This is a genomic window from Rhizobium hidalgonense (assembly GCF_005862185.2).
Classification (GTDB): Bacteria; Pseudomonadota; Alphaproteobacteria; order Rhizobiales; family Rhizobiaceae; genus Rhizobium; species Rhizobium hidalgonense.
The window spans coordinates 3,183,221-3,210,132 of the sequence record NZ_CP054027.1; the positions used below are offsets into that span (position 1 = coordinate 3,183,221).

Below are 26,912 nucleotides of genomic sequence, written 5' to 3' on the forward strand. Positions count from 1 at the left end.
GTTGCGTTCCCGATTGGCATATGGCTGGTCGGAAGGCACCGTTTGCACCATGAATATGTCTTCCCGTTCTTCACGCACAGCGAATCTGTCAAATTCACCTATTTGGCAGCAGACATTAGGCGGTGAAGCCAACCGGCATTGCAATGCCCCGCGAACCGCCGCGATATCGTACTGCTGACCGCGGCGTCGGGACCATGAAGCGATCCGGCCAGGCATGCTTTATCACCGCTCGCCAGTTAGGGGGCGAGCATGGGGAGGCTCCAGATGAGATCAGGAACGTTGGGGCTTGACTTGGAATGCGAAGTGACGGTTTCGACCGTCGTAGGGCTTATTTGCCCTCCGAGCCAAATCTTGAGACAGAAGCCACCGATGCGCGGCTGGTCAGAAGAACCGGGCGCCGTTGGCCGTCTCCATCAGTCCATTGCTGCCTCGGATCGTCGGTCATCCGCTGCTCGATGATGCGCGTTCCATCCGACACGTTGCGGAATATAGCCGTCCAGATCGGCGTTTAGTGTCGAGAACCAGCGCCAGCGGCCCCGAAGGACAGGGCCGTTTTTCATTGACCAGGCCGCCAGGAGTGGTGACAGACATAAGCCAGGGCAACGGGGATCAGGTTCGCCGGCACGTAGGCGAGGTAGCGGACGATCATTGTTTGCCCCTATAGAAAAGGCGCCCGAAAGAGCGCCCCTTGTTTCGATCATGGTTTCTCGTAGAAGTGCCCGTAAATGGACCTCCCATAGAGGTCGTCTTCGTCGGGATCGGTTTTTTCCCGTAAGTAAAACGCGCGGTATTCCCGATCCACGTCAGTCCTGGCGAGCGTCACTTGCCTATTACCGCGCTTGCCCATTTCGTCCAGAAGAGAGTTGAGGACGAAACTTCCATATCGATCAAAATGCTTCCGTCGGCAGATGTAGCATTTCGCATCGGTCACCAGAAAAACGCGAAGGTCTGTCCAGCTTCGATAGAGGTATTTATAGAGCGCCGGCAAGATCTGCGAATAATGCAGGTTAGAGAAGTCATCAAGGCAAAGTACCCCGTCTGCCGACAGTAGCGCATCGGCCAGTTTCAGCTCGTTCAACGTCGTCCGATACGAATGGCTGGAATCAACGTGCATGAACCTCACTGATCGCTTCAGACCGGCATAGTCGGCGTAGTCCTTTGAGAAGTTCTCGGAACTGCCCAAATGAAATTCCGGACTGGAAAAGAGACTGGAAAGCGTCTCATTAGTGATATACCGCTCAACATCTACGATCAGGAACTTTTCTGTCGGCTGCGCATGGGCGCTTAGAACAGCGGCGGATCGCCCTTTGTAAACGCCGAATTCAAAGATGCCGCCTTCGCTGCCGACCGCTCTTTGGAACGTGAGAACGGAATCCATGACCTGCATGGAGAACCCTGATAGCATCCCCTCGATGCCTTCCGCCTTCTCCCTAACCTTGTCGAACGGCACGGCAGATACGGCGTCAAGATCGACTGGCGCGTGCCTTTTGTGTCTAAGCCTGGATGGCACCCACATGTTTTGCTCCTTTGAACCGGAGCTACCGATTACAGCTTTATCGAAAGACTGCAAGGGCGGGAACAATGCCTGCGTGCAAGACAGGCGCTCTGCCTTAAGGCTCCTGCGGGGGGATCTCGTAACCTAGCACAAACTGCCCATCCATGACGAAGACGTGCTTGCCGCTGACAAGAAGGTTGATTGCGGCTTGGTAATCATCCCATGAGATTTCGATGTAATCGCCAGTGATCGACTCCCCGTTGCCGTCATAGACGGGGGTGTTGGTGCCAATCTGGTCGAGTCCGACTGCATAGGGCATCAGGCTATCCTCATGTAGGCTTTGACGCCGATGTTTTTCATGCGGGTTTCATTGGCGGTGCGCGGCGTGCCGTTCGTGCCGTCAGTGATAGGATCACCGATGGTCAACGGGTTGATGTTACCGGAACCAGTACCAATGCCGCCAGCGCCACCCGTGAACACGGTAGTGCCTGTGGGATGACGATGCCCCTGAAAGGCGTCATCCTGGATTGTTCCCGGCGAGATGCTGGGACGCAGGACGCGGGACTCGGTGTTGATCAACCGAATGGTCTGGCCGTTCATCGCCGAACCAGCATAGCTTATAGCAGCCGTCGCCAGCACAAGCGGCGCCGAACCGGAGATGCTTTCGTTGGTCAGTTTCGCGTTGTTGAACTGTCCGACGCCAGTCAGCCCGGACGTGAGTTCAATCCAGACGGTGTCAGTGACGGACGTTGGAGGTGTTTCCACACCTGTAACCGCTGTATTGGCATAGACCACCTCTCCGATGAAGCGAGACCGCCATTTCATGTTGGCAATTGCCGCACCCTGAGCGGCTGTTTTGTTGGTGAAGAATGCCGATCCGCTACAGAAGACATTCACCCATCCCCCGTTAGGGACGAGCAGCGTTGCCGCCCCGTCGATCGTCTCCGATGCATCTGGGTCAATGGTGACATCGCCTCCATCTGCGATGATGGTGATGCGCCAGTTCGCGGCCAGAGTAGCTGCCGCAGTCAGAGAGAGCGTGGAGCTCGCGGTGAACCGCAGCACAGCGTTATCGTCCACAGCAAGCGCCGTGTACGCTCCGGACTTGGCCGCATAGACCGAGGCGCGGCCGAATGCGATATCGACGCCGTTCTGAGTGAACCCAAGCGATGTGCCCTTGAGGTATAGACCCGTCTGCGGAACCGACGAGAAGCCAAGGCCAGGGACGGACACCGTGCCAGTAGCAAGCTTCAGCGGCGCAACCATTGGCGCCGAGCCGTCGCGCGGCAGTGAGTTGGTGATCTCGTTCCCAAGGTCCGTCGTCAATTGATTCCACGGTGCGGGATCAATGATCTGACCAACTGAAGGTGTCGTGCCGGCGGGCTTGGAATAGACGCCGGTTGATGGGTTTCTGGGCATTCGCCTTCTCCAAAAAGGAAAAGGCCCCGCGAATTCGGATCATCGGTGATCCGCTGCTCGATGATGCGCGTTCCATCCGCAGGCATACCCAGCGCTTTCGATTGAGCCGTTGCAGGGGTTGCGCCACGAGTCCGCTGCCACCAGAGTTTGAAGCCCTTGGCGGCGGGATCGAAGCCAGAGACACGCTGCGGGATATAGCCGTCCAGATCGGCGTTCAGGGTTGAGAACCAGCGCCACCGGCCGGGAAGGACAGGACCGTGCTTCATTGACCATGCAGCGAGGAACGGTGACAGCACATAGGCGCAGCCGACGAGGCCGATGTTTGCCGGCAGGTAGGCGATGTAGCGGAGCAGCAATGTCGTGATCCTCAAAGTGAGGGGCTACCGGCGTTTGAACAGCAGATCGGCGCCGTACATGTTCCGAGCGCCCTTGATCAGTCCGCCGTTCTGATCGGCAACCCGCTTGACCAGTTCGAAGCCCGCTTCACGCGCGGTCTTGATCAGTCTTCGTTCTGACACCGTCCTATGCGGGTATCGAATAACGGTATCGCTGAACCCTTCCGGGATCGGCCCAGCGCCGTTATCGAAGAGCCTAGATGATTGGACGCTGAACGTCTTCTGTTCTGAAAAAGCATTCCGCGCCAAGAAGGCGTAACGCTCCGTCCTTGCGAGAGCATCCCGCCACAACGGATAGGGATCAGCGAGATATTGAAGCGTCCCGCTGCTGTAGAAGACATCAAAGGCGGTCGGCAACTGGTCGGAATAGGAGATCGAGGGCCGGATAGACTGAGCGGCGTCAGCCATCGCCTTTGTCTCGACAACGGCAAATGACCATGCGACGAACCGCCGTTGCAAGACGGCGCACATTTCGCCAGCAGATCCGCCGAAATCAACAAATCGACCGCATGGCGCATCAAAGGCCAACAGCAACTCATCGGACGGCTTGGCGAAGGACTCTTCATTCCCAACAATTTGCCGAGACCTCGCCACCCTGAAGGCCGTCAAATCTCCTTCTGCATATTCGGCACCGGCCGCCCTGGTCGCGCTACCCCATGACCAGTAACGCTTTTCCCGAGCGCGCCACTCCCTCGCTGCGCCAAGCACGGTCTCTGGGAAAACGGCTTTCGCCAACTGCTTCAACATGCAAGACGCCTTCTATTCCTTCCGGGATTAGGAAAGCATCTACAACCTTCACGCTGATTTTAAAAGCGCCCTCTCCTGTCCCAATATGCCAGAGTGGTAATGGAATACGACGTCAATAGCGGGCCTGTCGCCTGGTTGTAGATTTGGGCGGATGCGTTTGTAGAAATGTCCATAATTTCGGAAGCTGCCTGAGAAACCGGCGTGTTGACAAACGTTTGGACGAACCCGTTTTGAGATGAGGGGAGTGTTGCTCCGAGCGCTGGGTTCCAATGATTGGCCGAAGACATCGCGCCCGCCGTATTGCCGATCACCACCGTGATATTGGCTCTCAAGGGGAACCCTACCGGAACTCTCAAGGTCCTGAGGGCGGAGCTGGTTGTAATCGTTGTGGTATCTGTCGTGGGGGCGACTAGTTCGAAAAAGTCGCCATCCTGCTTGAATGCCCAAATCGCCCCGGACTCTCGTTTAAACGCACCAATGCGCCGCTTCCTGTCGTAGTTTGTCGGCATCGTCGGGCTTATCGCGGAAGTCGAGAAGAGCGCGTCCACGACGCCCGTATCCGATCGCGCGATAAGCCAGACGTGATAGGTTGTATTAGCGATCGAACCCGTATCGAGGCCACCCTGATTGGGTCCAACAGACCAGTTGGCGTCTAACCTCTTTGTCAAGGCCGACGCGAGAGTGATCATCACGGGCGATGTGGCATCGCTTGCCGCAGAGCCGATCGCAATGTCTATGTCATTCGTTGCGTCTGCGACATTGTTCGAAAGCGTTAGGCCGTAGAGATGTCCAGGCTCTGCTGACGCCGCTACTGCCTGAAGCCTCGTCAACACCTTATCGGTGAAGAACGCAGTCCCGCTGCAGACGAAGAAGACGGAATAACCATTCGGAACGACGAGCGTGGCCGCCCCGTCAATCGTCTCTGCCCCATTCGGATCGATCGTTACATCCCCGCCATCGGCGATGACCGTGATGGACCAGTTGGCACCGAGAGTAGCGGCCGCCGTAAGGGAGAGCGTCGCCACCGCAGTGAACCGCAGCACGGCGTCGTCGTCGACCGCAAGGGCCGTGTAATCGCCAGACTTTGCCGCATAGACCGAGGCACGGGCGAAGGAGATATCGACGCCGTTCTGGGTGAACCCAAGCAGCCCGCCGCCCTTCAAATAAAGGCCGGTCTGCGGCGTCGACGAAAACCCAATCCCCGGCGCTCCAGCCGTACCAGTAGCAAGCTTCAGCGGCGCAACCATTGGCGCCGAGCCGTCGCGCGGCAGTGAGTTGGTGATCTCGTTCCCAAGGTCCGTCGTCAATTGATTCCACGGTGCGGGATCAATGATCTGACCAACTGAAGGTGTCGTGCCGGCGGGCTTGGAATAGACGCCGGTTGATGGGTTTCTGGGCATTCGCCTTCTCCAAAAAGGAAAAGGCCCCGCGAATTGCGAGGCCTTGTGTTGTGCAGTCGTTAGTCTGACGTCCGCAGAAGCCTGAACCGGCTACCACAGGCCAGTTTGCTGCCGTCCCAGGAGTGCGTGCACGAGTGCGTCCGCCGATGGCTGTTTCTGACCTCGCTTCATTGTCTCCTGCGGGTTGCGAGAGCCCTGGCTTGGCGTCGCAATCGGTGGATTGCCGGGCGGAGCGAAGGGATCGGCAGTGCCCTCCGTTTGGTACTGCGGCATGAAGCTCCTGGCTCTGGCGAGCCGGTTGGAGACCTCCTGATTTCCACGCTCATTGTAGCCTTTGAAAGCCCAGGCTCTGTTCATGAGGGATTGGGCTTCCTCGAGCGATTTGGCGGCGTTCAGCCTGGCGATCAGGTGGGGATTCTCCTGCAGGAAGAATTCGGCCTGCGTCTGCGGGCTGATCGCCCCCACCTTTTCGCCCTTTTGAGCCGCAAAATCGTAGAGCGCTTGCAGGCGGCTATTGCGCCACGACATGATGCCGCCCGAGGTGCCCTTCTTTCCGCTCGCGCTCGGATCGGACCAGGAGCTGTTGGCTAGCTTGGTCGAGAACCGGCTTTCGGACTGGCCGGTCGAGGCGATGGCCGCCAGACCGTAGGGGTTGGTGACCTGGATGATCGAGCCATCCTTCGTCTTGTAACCGTTCTTCACCGTGTCCATGAAACCGTGGAAGACATCGGCGTCGACGGGTTGCTGGCTGGAGGTGCCCCTTACCGCCTGCCGATCGTGGCGGCTGGGTTTCGGTGCGGGAACGGGCACTTTGCCCGGTGGAACGAAGGGATCGTCGTCAGGCAGCTGGGGCGCCGTCGCGGGCTGCTGGCGGCGCTCGTCGGTCGTCATCTGCGGATCGGGATATTCCGGCCTCGGCGTGGGAACGGGCCCCTTGGCCGGCTGGGACGGCACGGCATGGGCAACGCCCTTGGACTGTGCTGCGATTGCCGCTTCAATCATGCTGTCCGGATAAAGAGCGCCCGATGTTCCCTGTTCCTGAGTGATGAGGGCGCGAACAAACTTCTTTGCCATTGCCGGGTCGGTCAGTTGCAGATCGTCGTCAGGGTCGATGCCCATCATTTGCGCAATGTTGGCAGCCGCCGTGAAAGATTTAGGCGTCCATCCGCCGGCTCCAGCGATCATCTGATTCGGGGTCAGCATGCCTTTTCGATACTTCCTCATGATCTGCCAGACATTGTGCCGCATGCCCGCTTCCGGCGTGGCATAGACGACTTGCGGGTCGCCCTGATCGGTGTTCTCGGAAGGGCCGATGATTCCTGGCCCATGCTGCCCGACATATTTGAGATTGGCGGGATTGTTGTTGCGCATGCCGGCCGGCAGCTTGGCGCTACGAACGGGATCGGACAGAATCGTTTGAAGCTCTGCCCCGTCGTTTGCGGATCCGGCGACGGCGGCGCCAGGAGCTGGCACCGCGGGCTGTTGGCGGCGTTCGTCCGTCGTCACCTGTGGGTCGCGATAGCCAGGTCTCAGCGAAGGAATGGGTCCGTTGTCAGGCAGCGGAGCGAAGGCATCGTCGCCCGGCTGATCGGTCGCCATCGGCTGCTCGCGGCGATCGTCGGTCGTGACCATCGGATCACGATAGGGCCGCGGCGTCGGAATGGGCGGATTGGCAGGCGACGCGACGGGATCGCCAAAGTGTTCCAACGAAAATTGCGGCGGCTGGCCGGCCGCCATGGGCTGTTCCCGGCGATAATCCGTCGTGACCATCGGATCGCGATAGGGTTTCGGCGTCGGAATGGGCCCGTTGTCGGGCAGCGGCGCGAAGAGACCGGCGCCGGGCTGGGCGGCCGGGGCCATGGGCTGTTCGCCGCGATCGTCCGTCGTCATCAGCGGATCGAGATTGGGCCTTTCCGGCGGAATAGGCCCGTTGTCAGGCAGCGGCGCGAAGGGATAGTCGCCCGGGTCGCCCGCCGGCGCCGCGCTGCCGTCGCCGCTTGCCTGCTGCTCCTGCTCCTGCTGGCGGATCGCCAGCCCACCCAGGAGGGCCTGGACAAGACGCGCAGCCCCTTGCCAAGGGGATTGTATGGGACCCGACTCCATGCCCTGCCGCAGCATGGCATCGGCCAGCTGCTTGCGCCGGTCGCTGATGTCGCCCTGTGTCTTGCCGGTATCGCCGCCGAAAATGAATGACGCTAGTGACATTGGTCCACTGCCCTTTCGTAGAAGACGCGGTCGAAACCGTCTGCATGTTTGAACACGGCGTCTGGATGGATTTTTCACACATTGTTGAACACGAGGCCGATCCGGATCGGACCGCCGTCCATCGGTAAGGGTCGACCGGCAGGCCGTTATCCCCCGCCGCCGCGGCAGATGTCCTTCTTCAGCCGCCAGTCCGGCGCGTCGGTCCGCCACCGAAGAACAGCGACAGGAAGCCGGGAGAGGCCGGTGCCGACGTGGAAGGCTGGCCTGTCGGAGCGCCGGCACCTTGACCGGCGCCTGTCTGCCGCTGTTGGCGAACCGCCAGGCCGCCGAGCCCGCCCTCGGCAAGCCGCGCGACCCCTTCCCACGGCGATTGCACCGGGCTCGTATCCATGCCCTGCTGCAGCATCGCGTAGGCCAGTTGCTTGCGCCGGTCGTCGATGTCGCCCTGTGTCCTGCCGGTATTGCCGCCTGAGATGGTTGGGATCATGCGACTGCCCCTTTCGTAATCGACGCGATCGAACCCATCGGCAGCTTCGAACACGGCGTCCGGGTGAACCTCGCGCACATCATCCGACATCAGGCCGATCTGCGCCGGGCCGCCTTTCTTGTAGCGGAAGGCGTAGACCGGCAGGCCGTTATCGAGCGTGCCGACGCGTTTGATATTTTCCTTCAGCCGCCGGTCCGATCCCATCGCCCAGCCGCCGAGCAGCGAGCCGCCAAGCCCGAACAGGCCTCCCATCGCCGCGTTCGACTTGGCCAGTTGCTGGTTGTACTGGCCCATTTTCTGATTGTAGTTCTCATTGATCAGCCCGGCCTGATCGACAGTCGGCAGCTGCGTCGTCGGCGAATTGACATAGCTCGGCTGATGCACCTGCGAGCCCGACATCAGCGCCGATATCTCGTTCAGCGGCTGGTTGCGCTCGGTCAGGATGGCGTTCTGGGCGTTCGAATACATGTCGCCGAGATACTGGTCGGAGGCGGCCTGCTTGCGGGTGGAGAAATCGCGCATGGCGTTGTCGTAGGCGGCCGAGCCCATCGAGATGCCCTTGTCGGCCAGGCTCTGATCGAGGCTCGCCTGGTCGCGGTTCCACTGGTTGTCGAAGCCGGACTGCCAGTGATTATTGACATATTTGTCGACATTGCCGGAGCTCAGATCGACATTGGTGCCGAGCACGCCTGATATTTTGTTGGTCTGGTCGTTGGCGAGCCTGGCAAGGCCGAGCTGCGTCTGCTGCGTCTGGTCGTAGATCGCCTGGTTCTCGGGCGAATAGGTCTGATAGGCGGAATAGGTCGGCAGCTGATAGGTCTTGCCGGTCTGGTCTTTCATCGTCTGGTAGCCGCTGACTTTGTATTCCAGCGAACCATCCGGCGTGTACTGGTTGGTGTGGCTCAGTCCCGCATTGGCGATGGCGGTGTCGACGTTGGTGGCCGTCTGCGCCGCTGCGGTCTGTGTCGGATCAGGCGCCTTCGGTGCCTTCGGCGTGGAGACCATAGGGAAAATCCTCCTTCATGATTGCGTAAAGCAGGCCGTCGCAGTCGCCGAAATAGGCTTGCTGGCGGCCTTCCAGACGGGCGCCGAGCCTTGTCAGCATGGTCTGGGTCTGGATGTTGTCGGCGCGTGTCCTGGCGGTTGCGCGGCGGCAGCCGAGCTGGTGCACCACATAGGCAAAGACCGATCGCATCAGCGTCAGCGTCAGCCGGTCGGCGGCCAGCGAAACCTCGACGTCATGTTCGCTCCAGACATTGAAGACGAAGCCGGCGATGATCCGGCCGCGGTCGATTTGGGCAAGCGTGGTGTAAGGCGGGTGGAAGGTGACGCCGATCCTGCCGCCCACCCAGGCGGCGATCTCCTCGCTGGGTTGGCAGACGATCAAATCGGCGCGCCCTTTTCGTAAAGCACCGAGCCGCCGACGACGGCGGCCTCGGAGACGGAGCCGGATGAGCCGGAGATCAGCGCCCGGATCGTCGGCGCCAGCGCCGAACCCGCGCCGCCGGCGGAGGCGAATTTGCGCACCAGCGAAATGCCGGGGAATTTCGACACGCCCCAGATCGCCGTTCCCCATTTCGCCGCCGCATTGTTTTCGACCGAGGAGAGCAGCGCTGTCGGGATCTTCGTCTGGTAATCGACTGAGATCCCGGCATACATCACCGTGGAAACGCCGATCTGCGCCGTCACCCCGATCAGCTTCGAGAGCTTGGTCGAGAGCCCGTCGCCATAGCGGCTCCAGGCGCCGACCATCAGCGCGTCGATCGCCACGCCATTGTCGTTGGCGCCGACCTCGGCCTCATAGACCGTGCCATCGGCCGCCCCGAAGAACAGCCGGTCCTGCCATGTCGCCCAGCAGGAGGCCGGCATGCCGACGAAGCGGCACCAGGCCCCGGTTTCGGTGTTCATCACATATTGATAGGGGCCGAAGGAGGACGGCAGGTTGACGATCGCCATCTGCCGGGCCGGGAAGCTCGAAAGCTGCCACTCCTCGGATGTCGTGCCGGTGGCGGCCACCGTCTCGCGCCATGTCGGGCCAATCCTGGCGGTAATCGCCCCAAGGCTGGTGGCGCCGCGATCGAGCTGCACCGCCTTGGTGATCGGCACGATGCCGTCGGTGGTCATGATCGCCAGATCGGCGCCAACCGACAGCAGGCAGCGATCGCTGCCGAGCGGCCGGCCGAGCTTGAAGGTGCCGATCAGGCCCCAATTGGCCGCGCTCGAGGGATCGGAACCCTGGAAGACGATCACCTCGCCTTCCGAGGAGATCAGCACCAGGCATTGCTGCAGGCCTGTGGACACCGGGATCGTCCAGACATTGATCGCAACCAGCGTGCCGCCATATTTCATATTGCCGCCGACCGGCAGGACCGTCGCCGTGCCGCTGACGGCATCGGTGGCGAGATACCAGACATTGGTCGAGTTCTTCTCGATGAACCACAGGCGCGAGCGATAGGCCGTCACCGCGATCAGCAGCGAGGCATCGGGTATGCCCGTGATCATCGTCGAAGGGACATAGGGTGTGGCGATTGAGCCTTTTTCCAGCTGCGCATTGGTCACCGATCCCGTCACGGTAACGGTGAGCGTGCCGGCCGCCGGCGTGAAGGTGAGCAATACCCGGTTGGCGACGCCGGTGCCGTTCAGCGTGCCGGTGAAGGCGCCGGAAAGCGCCACCGAGCCGGTGCCGAAGAAGCTCAGCGTATAGGCCATGTTGCGGACGGCGACGTTCTGGGTGGCGAGCGTTGCGGCGCCGGTGAGAAAATTGTTCGTCCAGGAGGAGCCGTTGAAGAGCAGCGGCGTGTCGAGGCCGTTGACCAGGCGCAGGAATTCCTGGCCAGCCGGGTTGGTATATTGCTGCACCGACCAATGGGCGCTGGCGAGGCCGGAGACGACGGGCGCACCGGCAGCCCCGCCGACCGTCACGTCGAAGATCTTGTCGCCGGCGGCGGCAAACAGCCTATTGCCGACTCCGGAATAGGCAATCACCGTCTGCACGTCGCCGCCGAGACCGGTGGCGAAGGGAAGGAAGCCGTAGCGGGCGCGAACCCGGTTGGCCTCGGGAAAGAAATTGTCGAGCTGAAAGGCCGCATTTTCGGGCATATCCGCCATCTCGACATCGGTTCGCCAGCCACCGATCGGCGCTGTCCAGTCTTTGCCCGGCGAAACGCGGCCGGTGCGGCCGTTGGGGGGAACAGGTCTGCGGGTCATGGATTTGCCCCCGTGATCGTGCCGGGCCAATAATTCTCGAGCGCCTGGCCCCTCGCCGGCAGCGACAGGTCGACGGGCGCTGCGGCGCGATCGGCGCCGATCGCCGCTTCCTTGGCGCGCTGGAAACTGGCGATCTCCTCGCCGTAGTCGAGGCCCTTGGCCCGCTTCCAGCGCCAGATCAGCGAGAGTTCGAGAAGGTCTTCGGGGAAACGGGCGGTATCGGTGTCGTTCGCCCAATTGCCGGCAAAACTCACGCCGCCATTCACCGCCACCCAAAAGCCGGAGATATATTCGTATCTGATCGTCTCGCCCGCGGCGTTCGGGTAGATGTCGAGCTTGCCGCCGGCCAGACGCCAGATCTGCGGCACCGGGTTCGAATTGAGGATCGTCTGGCGCTGCCAGGTCTGCGGCTCCACCGGGCCGTTCAGCTGCCAGAGGCGCGAAGCGTTCCAGATCTTCGCATTGGCGGCAAAGCGGTCCCAGTCGGCGGGCGGCTCGGCCGGCTCGGGATTGACACCCGTCGCGGTGAATTGCCGGTCGACCGAGAGTGCCGACCAGTCATGCTCGCGCATCAGGTCGCGGCCGGCGCGGGTGGAGAGGATGCGCAGCTGCATGATCTGCGGATCCGCCGAGGACATGACAGCCGTCGGCGGATCGAGGTCGATCTCGGCGCAGACATTCTGAATGATGGTCAGCAGCGACATGCGGGAGATCTCCGGTTCAGAGCAGGATGTTGGTTCAGCGCTTCCTCAGGCCGCCTGCCGGCTGCGGCCCTTGCCTTCACCGTCCTTTTCGATCGCCTCGAAACGCAAGGCCATCTCCCTCATCTGCTCCTGCAGGCGGGTGACCTCGCCCTTCAGCCGCTCGTTTTCGGCGGCAAAGGCGGAGGCGGCGCTGGAGTTCTCGGCGGTTGCGAGATAGGCCCGGGCGGCGGCGGTCAGTTCGTTGGCGCCCATGCCGATCTTTTGCTTGGCTGTATCGGAAAGGGCAGCGAGCTGCTCGACGGTATAGATATTGACCGCCTCCATCTCCTTGATCTGGCTGGGCTTGAGATAGGGCCATTGGGAGAGCGGCGTGCCGGTCAGCTGCTCGCGGGCCTCGGCCCCTTCCTTGAAGCGCTTATAGGCGTCGGCAAAGCGCTGTTTGTCGTTGTCGGTCACCTCGCGGTAGACTTCGGTATGCTTGTCGCCTGCGATGAAAATGCGGACGAATTCCTTATCGGCAAAAATCGGCCGGCCCTCCTTCTCGGTCAGAAAGGTCTGTTCGACCGGCTCGAGGCTGAAGGAGGCATAAATTCCGGTGTTGTCGGGCATGGTGCTTGCTCGCGGTTGATGGCGGGGAGATGTGGATGGGTGGGGATGCGCCTGGTGTGATGTTGACAAAGCGTGCTCGCCGCTCGCGCTGGAGGGCGCGGCCTGCCCCTCAAAAAGAGGTCGGCGAAACGGGCGCCTAAAACGCCCGTTGGCTTGCTTTAGTTCACCTTCGACAAAAACGGCCGCATCAGCGTCGCTTCGAGCACGCCCGTCGCCGTGACGGTGATGCCGGTGCCGTTGGCGGTGGCATTGGCCGAGAGCGTGATGCTCTGGACGACGCCGTTCGGGTTGTAGGTGATGCCCGAGATCGTCGTGCCGCCTGCAATACCCGTGCCGGCAACCGCCGCGCCGATGAACGGGCCGGAACCGGCATTGAGGCCGGAAAAGCTGGTCAGCAGGTTGGAGCCGTTGACGGTGGTTGCGATGAACGTCTGGTTGGCGGCGGCGAAGTTGACGTTGGCGATCGCCTTGGTAGTTGCCGTCGCCGAGGCAGGCGCACTTGCCTGGCCTGCGGTGGCGGTGGTTTCGGCAACGACGAGGGCCGCCGTTGCAGTCGCCACCTGCGACGGCGCCTGGCCGTTGCGCTGCAGCCAGACGTAATAGGTGCCCGGTGCAAGCGTGATGGCACCGACCGGGCCACCGGTCAGCGTCGGCGGCTGGGCGGCGCCGGAAAAGACGCCGCAGCGCTGGCCGACGACGGCAGCCGCCGTGGTCAGCAGCGAGGCGACATAATCCCGGGTCCACTGGAACCACTGGCCGGGCTGCAGGGTCGTCTGCGAGGCGAGCACCAGCTGGCAATAGACCCATTCGGATTCACGGTCGCCGCCGGCGATAGCGCCGAGGGCGAAATTCGGGCCCGGAATACCGGAGCCGGAGACGATCGGGCCTTCGACGACGAACGGGTTCGCGCCAAGACGATCGGACTGGATGGTTGCGATCGACATTTGCTTGTTCCTTTCGTTCGATCAGGCGAACAGCACGCCCTGCAGGAAGGCGTTGTTCATGGTGAGGTTGCCGGCGAAGCCCATGAGCTGCACGAACGCGTCCTGGTTGGTGTTCATGCGCTCATCGCCGATCGGCGCCATGTCGCGGTCGCGGTGCGGGCGGTAGAACAGGTATTTGGTGTTCAGGAAGAACATCTGGTTGAGAGGCGCACCGCCGCCGAAGCCGCCGTCGAAGATCACGTCGGCGCCCATGTATTGCAGCGACTGGAAGCCGGCCATGCCCTTGTCGGCCGAGGTGATGCGCTGGATCGCCTGCAGCGATTCCCAGTAGAGGCGGAAGAAGTTGTTGTCGGCAACGACAAGATCGGGCGCGTCGGAGCCGCGCACGCAGGACATATAGAGCCGGTTCATGTAGCTCTGGATGTTGGCATTGGTGGCGGCCGCACCGCCGTCGGCCGAGGCCGAGAATTTCTGGTTGCGCCAGAAACCCCAGGTGGCGCGCGAGATGCCGCCGACCGTGCCGGAGGTCGGCGAAGTCGAGATCAGCAGCTGCAGGCCGCCGATCTGCCTCCCGCCATCGGCCGTGCCGTCGGAATAGCAATCGAGCGCGATGTTGTTCTTCAGCGTCGTCTCGGCGTTCTCGATGCGTTGCTCGAGCAGATCGAGGATCGCATCCTCGCCCGAATTCTGCAGCTGTTCGAGGCCCGACATGGAGACGGCGACCGCGGCCTGCTTGAGATCGTATTCGGCGGCGGTGATGACGTCGGAGGGCTGGACGTTCAGGATGTCGTAGCCGGAATAGCGCTTGAAGGTGGAATTTTCCTGGTACTGCAGTTCCTGGACGATGGTGCGGCCGCCGGAAATGGGCTTCTTGCGGCCGCGGCTGTTGAGACGGGTGAGAAGACCGTTGTTCTTCGTGACGTCGTCGGCGACCGTGCCGCTGCGGTTGCGCAGCGTCGTGGTGACGATTTCAGAGAGGTTGGGCGAGATGGGCATCGATCATTCCTTTGATCAGAATTGGCCTTTGATCAGACTTGGCCGCGCGAAAAACGCATGGCGTCGCGCAGCGAGTCCCGGATGGAGGTGGGCTGGCCTCTTGCCGCGTCGCGGGTCGGGCCCGGTGCGGAGGAGCCAGAGATGGATCGCGAGGCGCGGCGGGCTTGATCTGCCGCTGCGGCCCTCTGGGCTTGGTGTTGGTGGACCGGCTGCGCAGTCTGGCTGATCAACTGGCGGCGAATGTCCGGGCGCATCCAGCATGCGGCGTCGTAGGCGTCCTGAAGCGATGATGCCCGCCCGGCATTGATAAGGGCGACCATATCGTCAAGCACATCTTCGGCATGCGCGTTTGCCGGGTCGGAAAGGAAGGCATCGACTTGAGTTTCGGTGTCCCTTTTCCGCAGAACGTGTTCGACCGTGGCCTCGACATTGATGGATCGAGGCTGTGGCTGTATCTGCTGCGCATTGCGCTGCAGGGTCTCCCCCGTCTGACCGTTGACCAGGGCGTGAAGATTGACCCCGGCCACCTTGGCGACGTGAAGAACGGTGTTGACGGGATCGCGGATCAGCGCCTTTTCCCAGTCGATCGCCCGGCGCATGACATCGGCATGGGTCATGCCGGCCTGACGGATCAGCGGCGTGAATTCCTCGAGGCCCCTGTAATCCTGCAGCACGCGGAAGCCGTTATCGACCTCCTGTTCGCGCTTGGCGATCGCCGCCTGCACTTCGCCGGGAAGGCTTGTGAATTGCGCCTTGGCCTCCGCCGACCAGCCGGGCGGAACCCGGCTGCCGCCGACGGCAGGCTGTTCGACGCCCTGCCCGCGGTTCTCAGCCTGCGATGTCTGCTGGGCGGCGGCTTGTTCCTGCCCCTTGTGCTCCTGTCCCTTGGCGAGGAAGCGGCCATTTTCGCCGTCGCGCGGCTGGCCGGCGGTATCGCCCGGTCCACTGCCTTCAACGGTGTCGATCGCCGCCTTCAGGCTGTCGCGGATGCTGACGGGCTTGTCGTCGAACGCACCAAAATCTTCGCTGCCGTTGCCGGCCTCGTTGAGGTCTTCCATATCCATTGAGAGATTTTCCTATGTCGGGGATTGATGCCCGGTTCAGGCGTTGTGCATGTCGTAATCCCGCGACATGCGTCAGGCGTTGTATTCGGCGTAAACCCGCCGCAGCTCCTTGCGGATCTCGTTGCGATCCGTCTTCGGTCTTTCGATCGGCCGGGGCTTCTCATTGCCGATTTCTTCCACGCCGGCCGCGCGGTACTCGGAACGCAACTTGGCTTTCGAGGTGTAGTGCCGGCCGTCATGCATCGACCTGATATCGATGCTGTCGCTGACGAAATGCGGCGCCGGCAGATCGGACTGCGCGGGGTTTTGCGCCGGCATGCAACTGTGCGGCCATCGGTCGAGCGCGTGCCAGCCGCCGCAGACGCGGCAATAGCGTTCTCTCATGCTTTTTTTGCTCCCGGCAGTCTATTGGTAGAGGGATTGCGCAGAGCGCATCTGATCGATCGCCTGCGCCGCCATCTCGCCGCGCGCCTTTTCCACCGTGGCCCGGTGCTCGATCTCGGCTTGCGCCACGCCAAGCTCGGCCTTGCGCTGTTCGGCGCCGGCCTTCACCTGAGCGGTCTTCAGCTTGATCATCTCGCCTGGCGCAGGCTGCGGTTCCGGCTTCGGGGCGCTGGCGGCCTGCGAGAGCTGGGCGCCGACCTGCTCCAGCGTGCTTTCCAGCTGGCGGCCGGCGCGGAAGCCGCGGGCGGCAAAGAGCAGCGTCTCGACCATCACGGGCACCAGCATCGGGCTCTGCTGCGCCATGGCGCCGGCCTGCTGCATGAAGCCGCCGACCATCTGGACGAATTCCATGCGGCGCTGTTTCTCGGCGTCCTCGTCGGGCTCGATGGTCGAATCCGTTTCGATGTCGATCTGGAAGCCGCGAATACTGTCGTTGCGCAAGAGCTGCACCACCTCGTCGATCGTCGGCTGCCCCATCATCTGCTGCTGCTGCGGCGGCATTTCGGGCGGCTGCGGGATCGGCTGGCCGGTCTGCTCAGCCCGCATGGCCGCCTGCTGCGCCGCCATCTGCATCTGCTGCATCTGCTGTTTCTCGGCCATGGTCGGCAGCTTGATGCCGCTGACCTGCATCAGCGTTTCCGGCTGGAACTGGTCGCAGATGATTTCGCCGGCAAGGCGGATGATGTCGCGGGCAAAGCGGGCGAGCTCGGCCTGGCGGTCGCGGATGCGGATCGAGCCCCATTGGCTCTTGATGCGCTGCGCCGTCGCCGTCTCCGACGCCTGGGTGTCGCCGCGCACGATGTCCGATATGCCGGTGATCTGGTAGACGTCCTCGATCAGCTGCTTGCGCGCCGCCATGCAGGCGACGATCACCTTCTGCACCTCGTCGATCGGCAGCGTCACGATCGCCTTCGAGCCGCCCTTGTCGGTGAAAGCAGCCCATTCCGGGATCGGCACCATGACCATGTCGTTCTCGGGCCGCATCGCCTTTTCGATCGCCGGCGAGATCGCGCCGTCGCCGGAGGGATAGAAGATCTTCAGCCGCAGCTGATCGGTCAACTTGTTGATGCGCTTGGTCAGGAGATCGATCTCGTCGCATTGCTGCTGATAATAGACATAGTCGGGAACCGGGATCAGCGAGCTCGTCGACATCGTGCCGTAGGCCGGGCGCGGGCACGGCCAGAAATGGGTGAGATCCAGCGGCGGCTCGGAAACTTCGAGCGCCACCGGCGCGCCGTCGGCGATCCAGATGGTATAGTTCTCGCTCTTGCACCAGATCTCCCAGATATGGGTCTTGCCCTCGTTTTCGGCGCGCTCGGCCTGGCTTTCGCCCTTTTTGCCGGCGGCACCTTCCGCCGCGCGCGATGTCATCGCCTCCGTGCCGAAGCGCTTCTCCATCTCCTCATCGGTCATCGGCACGCGCCGCGCCACCCAGGTGACATCCTTCCAGCGGCGGGCCGGCGAATGCAGGAAGTCCGACCAGTGGACATAATCGATGCAGACACGCTCGTCGGCGATCACCTCAGGCTGAGGACCGCCCATGGCGCCGATCTCGTCGACGATGCCGCCAGGCGCGCCAAGACCTTGGCCTGCCGGCGGGTTCGAGGGTTCGACGCCCATGTCGAGCGGCTCGAAATCGGCCTCATAACGCAGCCACACCGTGCCGCGGGCGCAGAGCAGGAAATCGTCGCGCACCGCCCGCATGATGGAATCCAGATCGGCCTCGTCGCCTGTATAGGAGAGGTTGCGCTCGACGAGTTCCGAGGCGATGCGCGCCACCGGCTCAGCATCCTTGAAGCGGCGCTCGACCACCGGCTGCGGCACACGGGCATAGACGGCCGGCTGCAGCACCGAGGTATTGGCCCAGAGCATCGGAAAGCGGCGTTTGGCCGCGCTCGTCTGGTCCGACTGCTGGTCGAGATAGATCTTCTCGATCTTGACGCAGCGGTCATGCCAGGATTTGAAATAGCGCTGGGCGCGCTCGAGCTCCTGCTGCCAGTGGGCGCCGACCTTTGCCGGGTCCCAGCGCTCTCCGCCCTCTAGAGCCGTTATCTCGTCTTCCATCAAACACGCTCGCTCTGTCTCGGGGTGGAATCGGCAAAATCGTTGAAGGTCATCGTCTGGAAGGTCGGCAGCGGCTTACGTTCCTGCCGCAGAGGTTCGGGCGCCAGACCGGTGAAAATGATTGCGAGGCCGCCGAAAGCATCGGCGCCGTGCGAGGCCCAGTTGTGCAGCGGCTCGTCGCGGAAGACGCCGAGATCCTCGTCCCAATCCTTGCGGTAGTTCCTCAGGCACTTGATGCCCTCGATGCAGCCGGCCTGGTCGAACTCGACCTTTGCCAGAATGCGCCGCGTGCCGTTGATGCGGTCGTGGACATAGGCGCGCTCGACCTTGCGCACCGTGCCGAGACCGCGGGCCCTCACCTCTTTCAGCATGATCTCGATGCGGGTCATGCCGCCGCGCGTCCATTCCCTGACCTTGATGTCATGCGGCATGTTGTGCACGCCGTAGACATAGCCGTGCTCTTCGGCGCGCCGCGCCAGCTCGTCGAGCATGCCGTCCATGCCGGTGCCGGTATGCTCGAAATAGCCGATCATCCGGACCCGGCCGGGCAGCACCTGAAACAGCCAGACGCTGTTGGCATCGTCCATGCCGATATCGGAGATGGTGTGAACCGGATAACCCGCGACATGCGGGAAAACCCCGATGCGCTCCTCGGCGTCGGCCACCGCCATCTGATCGGCATAATAGGCGCCCTCGACGCTCGCCTCGAAGGCTTCATCTGGCGTCGAGGGATATTCGCGCTTCATGTCGCCGAGCTGGGTTTCGGCCTTCTTGACGTACCAGGCCTTCTGCCCGTCCGTCAGCGTGATCCCTTGTTCGCCAAGCTGGCGGAAATATTTAACGAAAGCGTCGCTGAGGATGACGCCATCGGCCGCGATCGCATATTGCGGCTCCTTCCACCAGGGGAAGAAGTGAAACTTGAAGTCCAGTTCGGTCAGCTTCGCCGCCTGGCGCTGCTTGACCTGGCCATCCTCGCAGAGCGAATAAAAATGCCCGTCCTGGCCCTCCGCCGTGCTTTCGACGAAGACCAGCTGGCCGGCCTGCACCGTGTTCAAGGCACCGGTGCGGACCTCCCTCGCCTTCTCGGGATATTTGGCGCAGAGCTTTCCATATTCGGAAATATGCAGATATTGCAGCGTTCCCGAGCGCAGCGAGGTGCCGACCCGGATGCTTGAATTGTTGGCGAGCAGCAGTTCGGTCTGGTTGGTCCTGATGACGGGCACGGCGTTGCGAATGCCTTCGGGCAGATTGTCATAGGGATATTTGATCTTGTCGCGGAAGATCGTCTGCACGTCGCCGAGCGTATGGGCGATGGTGCCGGCCCTGATATCCCGGTTGAAGACGCAGGCATCGAGCATGAAGATCTGGATGAAGGTGGTGAGGCCGAGCTGGCGGGCCTTCAGCAGCACATTCAGATAATGCATCTGCTCGAAGAAGGTCATTTGCATCAAGTTCATCTCGAACCTGACGCGCCGGCCGGCTTTGTCGGTGATCCAGTAGAGGTTGTTCAGCCGCCAGCGCCAGTCGGAAAACTGGTCAACCGCCGTTTGGAAGTCCGCGGGTTTTGCCATTGATATCTTCCAGCAATTGCGAGACTTCGCCGCTCACGCCCTGTTCGGGCTCGACCTTGGCGCCATATTTCTTCGGCTTCAGCTTCTCGGCGACCCATTGCCGCGTGGCGATGCGCAGTTGCGAGCGCCGGATCGCCTCGCCATTTTCCTGCCAGCCGGTGGTTTCGCCGCTAGCATTCTTCTTTTCGATCCAGTCATTGCTGCGGTCGTCGGCAATCTCGACCAGTTCGTCGACGAAGCCGTCGGCGAGGATCTCGCGGGCCAGCGCATAACGCGCCCGAAACGCCGCCTTGCTTTCATCGGCAAGCCAGGAGAGCACGGTCGATTTCGCCGGCATATCCTCATCCCGGCAGATCGACCGCAGGCTTTCCCGGTCGGCGATGCGCTCGCAGATCTTTTCCGCCAGCGCCTGGGTGAACTTGGTCGGTCTGGCCATGGTTGCTTCTGAAAAGCTCAGAACAGCGCAATGATGTTGGATGCCGTCGTCCCGGTCAGCGCCACGATCGCCGCATGCACCGGCAGGATCGTCCCGGCCGGCACACTCTTGAAGACGACCGGATCCACGTCGCGCCGCGGCGCAATCGCCACATCGCCCGCCGTGCCGATATAGAGCGCCCGCGCCCCGACAATCGCACTGTCATTCGGCGTCACCACCGCGGCCCGCGAGGCCGGAGCAATCGAAGGGTCCATTGCAGTTCTCCTTGTGAGGGGTGGATGTCCTGCCGACGCAGCCGTCAGGCGCCGCTGCCCCCGCCTCCGTCCTCCTCGGCCTTGAGCCGAGGATCCATGCCCGCCGCCAATGAGGCCAAGGTGAATCCCAGGGTCAAGCCCTGGGAAGACGGAGCAAGGGGTAAGCTCCGTGGCAAATCTGCGGTGGCAGCACGAACGCTGACTGCCCCTATTCGCAAGACCTGGCGAACAGTGAACAAGTTCGAAGGGCGGCGCCGACTCGACCGTCGACATCACCTCGGGATTCAAATTTCGCAGCTTGGATTTACGGTAGTGATAACTGATGTCCCGGGGGGTGATCAAGAACTGATTATGGCTCTCCCACCAGTTCAAAATCGAGCCGGGTCGACGATGCGCTAATTACTCTCCCCGCACCGACGGGGGATTTGGCAAAACGCAGACCCACCCTCCGTCCTCCTCGGGCTTGACCCGAGGATCCACCTTGACCCACCAGCAGCGGACATGGATCCCAGGGTCAAGCCCTGGGAGGACGGAGCAAGGGGTGAGCACTTTGGCAAATCTGCGGTGGCAGCTGGGACGCTGACTGTTCGCAAGCCCCTGTTCGCAAGCCTTGGCGAACAGCGCATCCGTTCGAAGGGCAGCACCGACTTGATCGACACACCTTTGAATTCAAATTTCGCAGCTTGGATTTACGGTAGTCCTAAATGATCTGGCGGGGGGTGATCAAGCGCTAACTTCGATCGATTTCCGAGCCGGCAGCGATATGCGGAAGTTCCCCTCCACCTCCGTCATTCCAGGCCTTGAGCCTGGAATCCACGCCCCCTGACACGAGCAATTCGAAGGCGATGACGGAGCAAGAGGTGAGTTCGTGGCAAATCACAATGGTAGGGTGATCAAGGCTGACCCGCGCGCTTATCCTACCGCCGCGTCAGGACTGACGTCTCGACCCAGGTGTTCAACAGGTCGTTCCGCTTGCCGACAACGACGACCTTCATCCACGTGTTCTGGCCTTCGATCAGATAGGCCGTCCCACTTTCCTTGCGGTCCGTCGTTACTAAACCCACCGAGGCTGCCGAAAGGCCCGCTTCGAAGGCTTCGAACTCGGCGCTCGAACAGCGCAAATCCTCCGAACGATCGTCCGCCAGGACGCCGAAATAATTGAGCTCGCAGGTAGCAGAGAATAGGCTTCGATATTCCTGAAAACGGAAGTGGAACTGCAGCCCATTCGGCATCTCGTAGGTCCCGCCGCCGGTTCGAGGCTCAGGAGTCGGATTGACGACGGGAGAAGGCTTGTCGACGGTCCAATCGCTTCTATCAATTCCGCTTTGCAGGGCAGCCAGGTTTTGACCATTCAGCACGCAAAGCTTCAAGGTGTCATTGAGGGGGCACGCGGCCACCCCATCCCCACTCATCAGGATCGCAATCACCAACGCTGCCAGAAAACGCACTTGACCACCCCAAACCATCGCCATCGAACCCGCCGGCACCTTAGGACTTATGCCGGAGAAGGCAAGACGACGCCCCTTCCCTGAAATCGGAAAAACCAAGCGCGTTCATGCCTGGATTAAGGCGATAAGCGATACCATCCAGCGTGAGCGAAGAATATACTGTCACCAGGCTGTCGATCACAGGTGGAGGAGACTGTGAAAACCGTCTCGGGACTCTTTCTTTGCCTTGCCGCGTTTCTCGGCGTCACGCTTGCGGGAAACCCGGCCGATGCCGATGAATTGGTGCGGTTCGAAAGCGTGCCCGTCAAGCTCAGCCCATTTCGAATCCGCAAGGCTGCCGAACAAGGAGAAATTCTTTCTCAACCGCAAGGCATGCCGCTGCTCGGATATTTGTCCCGCCCGGAGAGTGACGGCCCCTTCCCGGCCGTCGTCATCCTGCATGGCTGCGACGGCCTGCGTTTGAGCATCAAAGAGCTTTGGCCGCAGCGGCTGGTCCGATGGGGTTACGCGGTGCTGGTGGTCGACAGCTTCACAACCCGTAACATCCGGGACACCTGTCAAAGCCCTCTGCCCGATCGCGTCTTCGACGCCTACGGCGCTTTGAATTTCCTATCGCAACAAGGCTTTGTCGATATCAGGCGCGTCGCCCTGATGGGCTTTTCGGCCGGCGGCACCGCGACGCTGGAGGGAACGAAAATCGAAGGCAACGAACAGCTGATGGACCGCAAGTTCAAGGCGGCGGTCGCCTACTATCCGGTGTGCGCGGCAAGCCAGGGCGATGCGACGGTACCGATCCTGATCTTGACCGGCGACCGAGACAATTGGAGCCCGGCCGAACGCTGCCGCAAGAGGCTTGCCCGGCTGAGTGACGACAGCCCGCCGATCGAGCTCACGATCTACAAGGGCACTTACCATGATTTCGATGCCCCGGAGTTCACCGTGGGAAGGAAGGTGTTGGGCCATATCGAAAAATACAATCCCGACGCCGCAGAAAAGTCGATCCGCAGCGTTTACATCTTCCTGCGAAAATACCTCGCGAACGGAAGCCGGTGACTACGGAGATCGAGCACCGGCAGAGTTCGGCACGACAGCATCCCCACCCTCCGTCATTCCAGGCCTTGAGCCTGGAATCCATGCCCCGGCCGATGGAGCCGGCATTGGATCCTCGGGCAAGCCCTGGGAAGACGGCGGATGGAGTAAAGCCTGCCGCAAGTGCTGCGACCTATGCGTTTTATCCCAAGACTAGAAACTGCTCGGTCGGCCCGAGCTGGTCGCCTGGCTCGCCGAACTCAAAAACGCCTCTTCCTCGGTGGGCACCTTCCCCTCCGGGGTCAAATCGTCGACGGCCTTCGGAAGCTCGCGGCTCAGCCGGCCGAGGATTTCCTCACGCGAGAGGCCGGTATTTCTGGCGATCTCGTTGAGAACATCGGGGCCGAGGGCTTCGGCGAGCTGGCCGTCATTGATGTCGGCATTCTGGCCGGGTTTGACCCATGAGTCGATCGTGTCGCCATGGCCGTTCTGCTGAAAGGTTTTGAGGAGATCGCCGAGTCCGCCGCTGACGATCCCGCCGGAGGTCAGCCCGCCGAGCAGTCCCCCAAGACCACCGGAGCCGGCGAGTCCACCGAGAATGCCGCCAAGCCCACCCGGCTGCTGGCCTGCGGGACCGGCCTGCTGGGGGTTTTGAATGCCGCGCAGGAGCTCCCCGATCTTGTCTCTGTTCTGGTAGCCGGCAACGGCAAGAACGGCGAGAAGCGCCTTCAATTGACCGCTCATCATGATGAAATCCTCCCATGGTTCAAAGACTGCAGCCGACCCGTGCAGAGCGCTGCCTGGGCAGCAATGTCCGACGCCGCCAAAGGTTCCGCGCCGGGCGTTTAAAGGCCCGGCCGTCTACCTTGCTGCTCATGGGCGGGTCAGATTTCCGGGCAACCGCGCCGGTTGGCAAAGACCATCCGCTCCGGTCCCCGGCGCGTCATCCCCTGGACGACGATGCTGCGCGGCGACATGCGGACGACCTGCGCCCGGCGAAGTCCTTCGCCGCGGGCAATATCGAGCGCATCGCCCGGATCGCAGCCGCGCGGGCCGCGGCGCTCATATCCGTCATAACGGTAACGGTCACGGTCACGATCGCGATCGTAGACGCCGACCCCCCCGGGGCCGATGCGCAGTTCCATATCCTGCGCCGCCGCGATCGTTGGCGAGATCGTCAAGCCGGTGATGCCGGCCAGGCCGATCAGGATAAACTGAAGAGATTTCCGCATGAGTTCCTCCCATGGTTTTCGTGCCTTATCGCAAGACCAACCTCGTCCTGCGGATTTTGTTCCTTGGAGGGGAAGAGGAGCCGGCGCCGATTTGTGAGAACGAAGTTACATAAAACAGACTCGACGCGTCTCGAAGGATGGGGCTGGCGCCACAGCCCCCGCCTCCGTCTTCGAGGCTCCTATCGCACAATTGCCTTTGACATTTGGCTGCTCACAATATAACCATTAGGCTATATAGCCAGATGGTGATGTATGGACGACAGGCTCGATGCGATTTTCTCCGCGCTTTCCGATCCCACGAGGAGAGCCATTCTCGCGCGCCTTGCGAACGGCAAGGCGACGGTGGCCGAACTCGCCGATCCCTTCGAACTGTCTCAGCCCGCCATCTCAAAGCATCTGAAGGTCCTGGAACAGGCCGGGTTGATCCGCTCCGGCCGGGAAGCGAATTCGCGTCCCCGGATCCTCGAGCCGGCCGCGCTGAAGACCATTGCTGACTGGATCGCCGATTACAGACGCTTCTGGGATCAAAGCTTTGATCGTCTCGATGACTATCTGTCCAAGCTACAGGGAACCGAAAATGACTAATACAGACACCGACAACCCCCGCGAGCTGCTGCTTGTCCGAAGGTTCGATGCCCCATGCGATCTGGTTTTCAGGGCATGGACCGACCCGAAAGCCTTGGCGCAATGGTGCGGTCCTCACGGATTCAAGGCGGTGGGCGATAAACTTGAAGCCTGGCCCGGCGGTAGACACCGCGCCTGCCTGATCGCCCCGGATGGGGAAGAGCACTGGGTCGGCGGCAAATATCTGGAGGTCGAGCCGCCGCACAGGCTTGTCTTCACCCATGCCTGGGAGACCGCAACCGGCGAAACCAGCCCCGAAACGGTCGTCACCATCACCTTCAGGGAAAGCGATGGAGGCACGGAAATGACGTTTCGGCAGAGCGGATTTGCCAGCGCATCCTCACTGGAGGGTCATGAATCCGGTTGGTCGCAAAGCTTTGAGCGATTGAGCACTTTTCTGGAAACTTCCGAAGGGACGAACCATGCGTGAGGCGGCGATGAAGCTCTATTATTGCGAGACGCTCAATCCGCGGAAGGCCTGCGCCGCCGCGCGTTTTCTTCAAGCCGACGTCGAGTTCATCAGGGTGGACCTGGCCAGCGGAGAACAGCGCACCGCAAAATTCCTGGCGCTGAACCCGAACGGCAAAGTCCCGGTGCTGCAGGATGATGCCGGAACCTTATGGGAAGCGAACGCCATCATGTGCAGGCTGTCCGACACGGTCGCAGCGGATTTCTGGCCGCATGACCACCGGCAGATCGACGTGCTGCGCTGGTTGAGCTGGGATGCCAGTCATTTCACCCGGCACGGGGCAACACTATGGTTTGAAACCTTGATCAAGCCGTTGTTCGGCGGGGAGCCCGACGTCGCGGTGATCGAAGATGCCAAGACGAGTTTTCGGCTCCATGGTCGTGTGCTCGACGGTTATCTGGCCGCCAATAGCGTCGCCGTCGGCAAGACACTGACCGTTGCGGATTTCGCATTGGCAGCTGCACTTCCTTACGCATCCGCTGCCGACATCCCACTCGCCGAATTCCCGCATATCCAAAAATGGTACGGACGGCTTGAGGAACTGGATGCGTGGCGAAACCCTTTCCCAGCCTGAGAGGCACGCGCGAAGGGCTATTGCCGGTTTGAAATGCGTAACCGCCGAGGTTTTCGCTGAGGACATCGTCGTCTCCCGACCTCTTCTCCGCGGGAACGATTTGTGCCTATATTGCCACTATGCCGAGCACACCACGCCGTAATAGGCCGCGTTGCTGCAAAGCGCCCTGGGCATTGCCAAACCGGCGGGTACATTCTGTCGTGAGCACCACAAAGTACTTGCTGATCTTGCCGCTGATGGCGGCCATCGCCTACATGGCGGTCGTGGCTCTGGTCTATTTCTCACAGCGAGCCCTGCTTTATCCCGGAGCCGGCGCCACAGCTGCTCCGGACCACCCAAGCTGGGGCGAGTCGGTCCACATCAAGACGCCCGACGGCGAGATGCTTCAGGGACTGTACCTCAAGGGCGACAGCGACAAGCCCTGCCTGCTCCTCTTTTTCGGAAACGGTGACCGCGTCGACAATTACGCGTTTCTCGCACAGGCGCTGGCGGCGCGCAGGATTGGATTGCTGGCGATCTCCTATCGCGGCTATCCCGGATCGGCCGGCTCCCCCAGCGAGCAGGGCCTGCTGACGGATGGCATCGCCGCCTACGACTGGCTATCGGCACACACCGGAAGCAAGATAGTCGTGCTCGGCCGGTCACTTGGCACCGGCGTTGCCGTGAACACGGCCGCGAAGAGGCCGGCCGCAGGCGTCATTCTCGTGTCGCCGTACCTGTCGGTTCTGTCGGTTGCGCAGGCGCGCTATCCGTTCCTCCCGGCTCAAATTCTTCTCAAGGATCCCTTCCGCTCGGACCTCAACATAGGCGAGGTCAGACAACCGAAGTTGTTCCTCCACGGCCGGCTTGATGACAGCATCCCTCTGTCTTCAGGGCAGGCGCTGTACGAGATCGCACCCGAGCCCAAGCGGATGGTGATCTATGACGGTATCGGCCACAACGATATCTTCAATGATGGCATGGTCGGTGACGTCATCCGTTTCGTGGAAGCGCTGCAAGGAAACCGGCCCTAGATCCCATCACGGGCGGGAGCGGTTTCCAGGTGATATGGCGAGGCAAGGAACGGCCGACTAGGCAGCCGCCGCAAAGCTTGAG

General features: G+C 61.7%; 27 protein-coding genes and 1 pseudogene. 5 read left to right on the plus strand and 23 right to left on the minus strand.

The window, feature by feature from the left end:
- Positions 1 to 697: 697 nt before the first annotated feature.
- From FFM81_RS15430 to FFM81_RS32755, 21 genes and pseudogenes are all read right to left on the minus strand, one after another.
- Positions 698 to 1,516, minus strand: a complete 819-nt coding sequence (locus FFM81_RS15430; RefSeq protein ID WP_138384713.1) for a class I SAM-dependent methyltransferase — start codon at positions 1,514 to 1,516, stop codon at positions 698 to 700.
- Between the two features lie 94 nt (positions 1,517 to 1,610).
- Positions 1,611 to 1,814, minus strand: coding sequence for a hypothetical protein (locus tag FFM81_RS15435; protein ID WP_138384712.1), 204 nt, complete (start codon positions 1,812 to 1,814; stop codon positions 1,611 to 1,613).
- Positions 1,814 to 2,914, minus strand: coding sequence for a hypothetical protein (locus FFM81_RS32740; protein WP_246401107.1), 1,101 nt, complete (start codon positions 2,912 to 2,914; stop codon positions 1,814 to 1,816). Before FFM81_RS32740 ends, FFM81_RS15435 begins: the two co-directional genes overlap by 1 nt.
- Positions 2,818 to 3,270: a DUF7338 family protein gene (locus tag FFM81_RS32745; protein WP_246401109.1), complete on the minus strand. Its 453-nt coding sequence runs from the start codon at positions 3,268 to 3,270 to the stop codon at positions 2,818 to 2,820. The genes FFM81_RS32740 and FFM81_RS32745 overlap by 97 nt, the downstream gene beginning before the upstream one ends.
- 24 nt (positions 3,271 to 3,294) lie before the next feature.
- Positions 3,295 to 4,056 (minus strand): class I SAM-dependent methyltransferase, encoded by a 762-nt coding sequence (locus FFM81_RS15450; RefSeq protein ID WP_138385193.1) that lies wholly within the window; start codon positions 4,054 to 4,056, stop codon positions 3,295 to 3,297.
- Between the two features lie 59 nt (positions 4,057 to 4,115).
- A complete protein-coding gene (locus FFM81_RS15455) occupies positions 4,116 to 5,456 on the minus strand; it encodes a hypothetical protein (protein ID WP_138385192.1) in 1,341 nt (446 codons plus the stop codon).
- Positions 5,457 to 5,546: 90 nt separating this feature from the next.
- Positions 5,547 to 7,661, minus strand: coding sequence for a phage tail tip lysozyme (locus FFM81_RS32750; protein ID WP_246401111.1), 2,115 nt, complete (start codon positions 7,659 to 7,661; stop codon positions 5,547 to 5,549).
- Positions 7,662 to 8,157: 496 nt separating this feature from the next.
- Positions 8,158 to 9,153: pseudogene (locus FFM81_RS15475) on the minus strand (tail fiber domain-containing protein); the annotation flags it as partial.
- Positions 9,119 to 9,535 carry a GNAT family N-acetyltransferase gene (locus tag FFM81_RS15480; protein ID WP_138385190.1) on the minus strand — a complete coding sequence of 139 codons (417 nt, stop codon included), beginning with the start codon at positions 9,533 to 9,535 and terminating at the stop codon, positions 9,119 to 9,121. The gene FFM81_RS15480 and the pseudogene FFM81_RS15475, both read right to left, overlap by 35 nt.
- Positions 9,532 to 11,355 (minus strand): hypothetical protein, encoded by a 1,824-nt coding sequence (locus FFM81_RS15485; RefSeq protein WP_138385189.1) that lies wholly within the window; start codon positions 11,353 to 11,355, stop codon positions 9,532 to 9,534. Before FFM81_RS15485 ends, FFM81_RS15480 begins: the two co-directional genes overlap by 4 nt.
- The gene (locus tag FFM81_RS15490; RefSeq protein ID WP_138385188.1) at positions 11,352 to 12,059 is read right to left on the minus strand and encodes a phage adaptor protein; all 708 of its coding nucleotides are present in this window, start codon (positions 12,057 to 12,059) and stop codon (positions 11,352 to 11,354) included. Before FFM81_RS15490 ends, FFM81_RS15485 begins: the two co-directional genes overlap by 4 nt.
- Positions 12,060 to 12,104: 45 nt before the next feature.
- On the minus strand, positions 12,105 to 12,668 hold the full coding sequence (locus FFM81_RS15495) for a hypothetical protein (RefSeq protein WP_097537383.1): 564 nt from the start codon (positions 12,666 to 12,668) through the stop codon (positions 12,105 to 12,107).
- Between the two features lie 158 nt (positions 12,669 to 12,826).
- Positions 12,827 to 13,612, minus strand: a complete 786-nt coding sequence (locus FFM81_RS15500) for a hypothetical protein (protein WP_138385187.1) — start codon at positions 13,610 to 13,612, stop codon at positions 12,827 to 12,829.
- Positions 13,613 to 13,633: 21 nt separating this feature from the next.
- The gene (locus FFM81_RS15505) at positions 13,634 to 14,608 is read right to left on the minus strand and encodes a phage major capsid protein (RefSeq protein ID WP_003587937.1); all 975 of its coding nucleotides are present in this window, start codon (positions 14,606 to 14,608) and stop codon (positions 13,634 to 13,636) included.
- A gap of 32 nt (positions 14,609 to 14,640) precedes the next feature.
- Entirely contained in the window at positions 14,641 to 15,672 is a 1,032-nt protein-coding gene (locus FFM81_RS15510) for a hypothetical protein (protein ID WP_138385186.1), read from the minus strand.
- A gap of 72 nt (positions 15,673 to 15,744) precedes the next feature.
- On the minus strand, positions 15,745 to 16,056 hold the full coding sequence (locus FFM81_RS15515) for a hypothetical protein (protein ID WP_138385185.1): 312 nt from the start codon (positions 16,054 to 16,056) through the stop codon (positions 15,745 to 15,747).
- Between the two features lie 21 nt (positions 16,057 to 16,077).
- Positions 16,078 to 18,180: a hypothetical protein gene (locus FFM81_RS15520; protein WP_138385184.1), complete on the minus strand. Its 2,103-nt coding sequence runs from the start codon at positions 18,178 to 18,180 to the stop codon at positions 16,078 to 16,080.
- The gene (locus FFM81_RS15525) at positions 18,180 to 19,751 is read right to left on the minus strand and encodes a terminase large subunit (protein WP_138385183.1); all 1,572 of its coding nucleotides are present in this window, start codon (positions 19,749 to 19,751) and stop codon (positions 18,180 to 18,182) included. Before FFM81_RS15525 ends, FFM81_RS15520 begins: the two co-directional genes overlap by 1 nt.
- Positions 19,717 to 20,187: a terminase small subunit-like protein gene (locus FFM81_RS15530; protein WP_128398694.1), complete on the minus strand. Its 471-nt coding sequence runs from the start codon at positions 20,185 to 20,187 to the stop codon at positions 19,717 to 19,719. Before FFM81_RS15530 ends, FFM81_RS15525 begins: the two co-directional genes overlap by 35 nt.
- 17 nt (positions 20,188 to 20,204) lie before the next feature.
- A complete protein-coding gene (locus FFM81_RS15535; protein ID WP_128398695.1) occupies positions 20,205 to 20,441 on the minus strand; it encodes a spike base protein, RCAP_Rcc01079 family in 237 nt (78 codons plus the stop codon).
- A 917-nt stretch (positions 20,442 to 21,358) separates the two neighbouring features.
- A complete protein-coding gene (locus FFM81_RS32755; protein WP_246401113.1) occupies positions 21,359 to 21,913 on the minus strand; it encodes a hypothetical protein in 555 nt (184 codons plus the stop codon).
- 159 nt (positions 21,914 to 22,072) lie between these two features.
- Between FFM81_RS32755 and FFM81_RS15545 the strand changes: the two genes are divergently transcribed.
- Entirely contained in the window at positions 22,073 to 22,942 is an 870-nt protein-coding gene (locus FFM81_RS15545; protein ID WP_425504972.1) for a dienelactone hydrolase family protein, read from the plus strand.
- 189 nt (positions 22,943 to 23,131) lie between these two features.
- Here FFM81_RS15545 and FFM81_RS15550 read toward each other — a convergent pair whose 3' ends face one another.
- Positions 23,132 to 23,665 (minus strand): YidB family protein, encoded by a 534-nt coding sequence (locus tag FFM81_RS15550; RefSeq protein WP_138385181.1) that lies wholly within the window; start codon positions 23,663 to 23,665, stop codon positions 23,132 to 23,134.
- A gap of 137 nt (positions 23,666 to 23,802) precedes the next feature.
- Positions 23,803 to 24,150, minus strand: coding sequence for a hypothetical protein (locus tag FFM81_RS15555; RefSeq protein WP_138385180.1), 348 nt, complete (start codon positions 24,148 to 24,150; stop codon positions 23,803 to 23,805).
- Between the two features lie 252 nt (positions 24,151 to 24,402).
- Here FFM81_RS15555 and FFM81_RS15560 point away from each other — a divergent pair, with 252 nt between their 5' ends.
- The 4 genes from FFM81_RS15560 to FFM81_RS15575 all read left to right on the plus strand — a co-directional run bounded on the left by FFM81_RS15560 (position 24,403) and on the right by FFM81_RS15575 (position 26,830).
- On the plus strand, positions 24,403 to 24,735 hold the full coding sequence (locus FFM81_RS15560; protein WP_003569608.1) for an ArsR/SmtB family transcription factor: 333 nt from the start codon (positions 24,403 to 24,405) through the stop codon (positions 24,733 to 24,735).
- Positions 24,728 to 25,204, plus strand: coding sequence for an SRPBCC family protein (locus FFM81_RS15565; protein WP_003569609.1), 477 nt, complete (start codon positions 24,728 to 24,730; stop codon positions 25,202 to 25,204). The genes FFM81_RS15560 and FFM81_RS15565 overlap by 8 nt, the downstream gene beginning before the upstream one ends.
- On the plus strand, positions 25,197 to 25,817 hold the full coding sequence (locus tag FFM81_RS15570) for a glutathione S-transferase family protein (protein ID WP_173883790.1): 621 nt from the start codon (positions 25,197 to 25,199) through the stop codon (positions 25,815 to 25,817). The genes FFM81_RS15565 and FFM81_RS15570 overlap by 8 nt, the downstream gene beginning before the upstream one ends.
- Before the next feature lie 200 nt (positions 25,818 to 26,017).
- On the plus strand, positions 26,018 to 26,830 hold the full coding sequence (locus tag FFM81_RS15575; RefSeq protein ID WP_138385179.1) for an alpha/beta hydrolase: 813 nt from the start codon (positions 26,018 to 26,020) through the stop codon (positions 26,828 to 26,830).
- Positions 26,831 to 26,912 lie beyond the last annotated feature (82 nt).

What these genes read in the sequence shown, in the direction of transcription:
- FFM81_RS15455 (WP_138385192.1), bottom strand. Translation starts at nt 5,456, where the DNA reads ATGCCCAGAAACCCATCAACCGGCGTCTATTCCAAGCCCGCCGGCACG.
- FFM81_RS15570 (WP_173883790.1), top strand. Translation starts at nt 25,197, where the DNA reads ATGCGTGAGGCGGCGATGAAGCTCTATTATTGCGAGACGCTCAATCCG.
- FFM81_RS15510 (WP_138385186.1), bottom strand. Translation starts at nt 15,672, where the DNA reads ATGGATATGGAAGACCTCAACGAGGCCGGCAACGGCAGCGAAGATTTT.
- FFM81_RS15485 (WP_138385189.1), bottom strand. Translation starts at nt 11,355, where the DNA reads ATGACCCGCAGACCTGTTCCCCCCAACGGCCGCACCGGCCGCGTTTCG.
- FFM81_RS32740 (WP_246401107.1), bottom strand. Translation starts at nt 2,914, where the DNA reads ATGCCCAGAAACCCATCAACCGGCGTCTATTCCAAGCCCGCCGGCACG.
- FFM81_RS15515 (WP_138385185.1), bottom strand. Translation starts at nt 16,056, where the DNA reads ATGAGAGAACGCTATTGCCGCGTCTGCGGCGGCTGGCACGCGCTCGAC.
- FFM81_RS15565 (WP_003569609.1), top strand. Translation starts at nt 24,728, where the DNA reads ATGACTAATACAGACACCGACAACCCCCGCGAGCTGCTGCTTGTCCGA.
- FFM81_RS15550 (WP_138385181.1), bottom strand. Translation starts at nt 23,665, where the DNA reads ATGATGAGCGGTCAATTGAAGGCGCTTCTCGCCGTTCTTGCCGTTGCC.
- FFM81_RS15500 (WP_138385187.1), bottom strand. Translation starts at nt 13,612, where the DNA reads ATGTCGATCGCAACCATCCAGTCCGATCGTCTTGGCGCGAACCCGTTC.
- FFM81_RS32755 (WP_246401113.1), bottom strand. Translation starts at nt 21,913, where the DNA reads ATGGCGATGGTTTGGGGTGGTCAAGTGCGTTTTCTGGCAGCGTTGGTG.
- FFM81_RS15535 (WP_128398695.1), bottom strand. Translation starts at nt 20,441, where the DNA reads ATGGACCCTTCGATTGCTCCGGCCTCGCGGGCCGCGGTGGTGACGCCG.
- FFM81_RS15490 (WP_138385188.1), bottom strand. Translation starts at nt 12,059, where the DNA reads ATGTCGCTGCTGACCATCATTCAGAATGTCTGCGCCGAGATCGACCTC.
- FFM81_RS15520 (WP_138385184.1), bottom strand. Translation starts at nt 18,180, where the DNA reads ATGGAAGACGAGATAACGGCTCTAGAGGGCGGAGAGCGCTGGGACCCG.
- FFM81_RS15505 (WP_003587937.1), bottom strand. Translation starts at nt 14,608, where the DNA reads ATGCCCATCTCGCCCAACCTCTCTGAAATCGTCACCACGACGCTGCGC.
- FFM81_RS32750 (WP_246401111.1), bottom strand. Translation starts at nt 7,661, where the DNA reads ATGTCACTAGCGTCATTCATTTTCGGCGGCGATACCGGCAAGACACAG.
- FFM81_RS15555 (WP_138385180.1), bottom strand. Translation starts at nt 24,150, where the DNA reads ATGCGGAAATCTCTTCAGTTTATCCTGATCGGCCTGGCCGGCATCACC.
- FFM81_RS15435 (WP_138384712.1), bottom strand. Translation starts at nt 1,814, where the DNA reads ATGCCCTATGCAGTCGGACTCGACCAGATTGGCACCAACACCCCCGTC.
- FFM81_RS15525 (WP_138385183.1), bottom strand. Translation starts at nt 19,751, where the DNA reads ATGGCAAAACCCGCGGACTTCCAAACGGCGGTTGACCAGTTTTCCGAC.
- FFM81_RS15560 (WP_003569608.1), top strand. Translation starts at nt 24,403, where the DNA reads ATGGACGACAGGCTCGATGCGATTTTCTCCGCGCTTTCCGATCCCACG.
- FFM81_RS15450 (WP_138385193.1), bottom strand. Translation starts at nt 4,056, where the DNA reads ATGTTGAAGCAGTTGGCGAAAGCCGTTTTCCCAGAGACCGTGCTTGGC.
- FFM81_RS15495 (WP_097537383.1), bottom strand. Translation starts at nt 12,668, where the DNA reads ATGCCCGACAACACCGGAATTTATGCCTCCTTCAGCCTCGAGCCGGTC.
- FFM81_RS15430 (WP_138384713.1), bottom strand. Translation starts at nt 1,516, where the DNA reads ATGTGGGTGCCATCCAGGCTTAGACACAAAAGGCACGCGCCAGTCGAT.
- FFM81_RS15530 (WP_128398694.1), bottom strand. Translation starts at nt 20,187, where the DNA reads ATGGCCAGACCGACCAAGTTCACCCAGGCGCTGGCGGAAAAGATCTGC.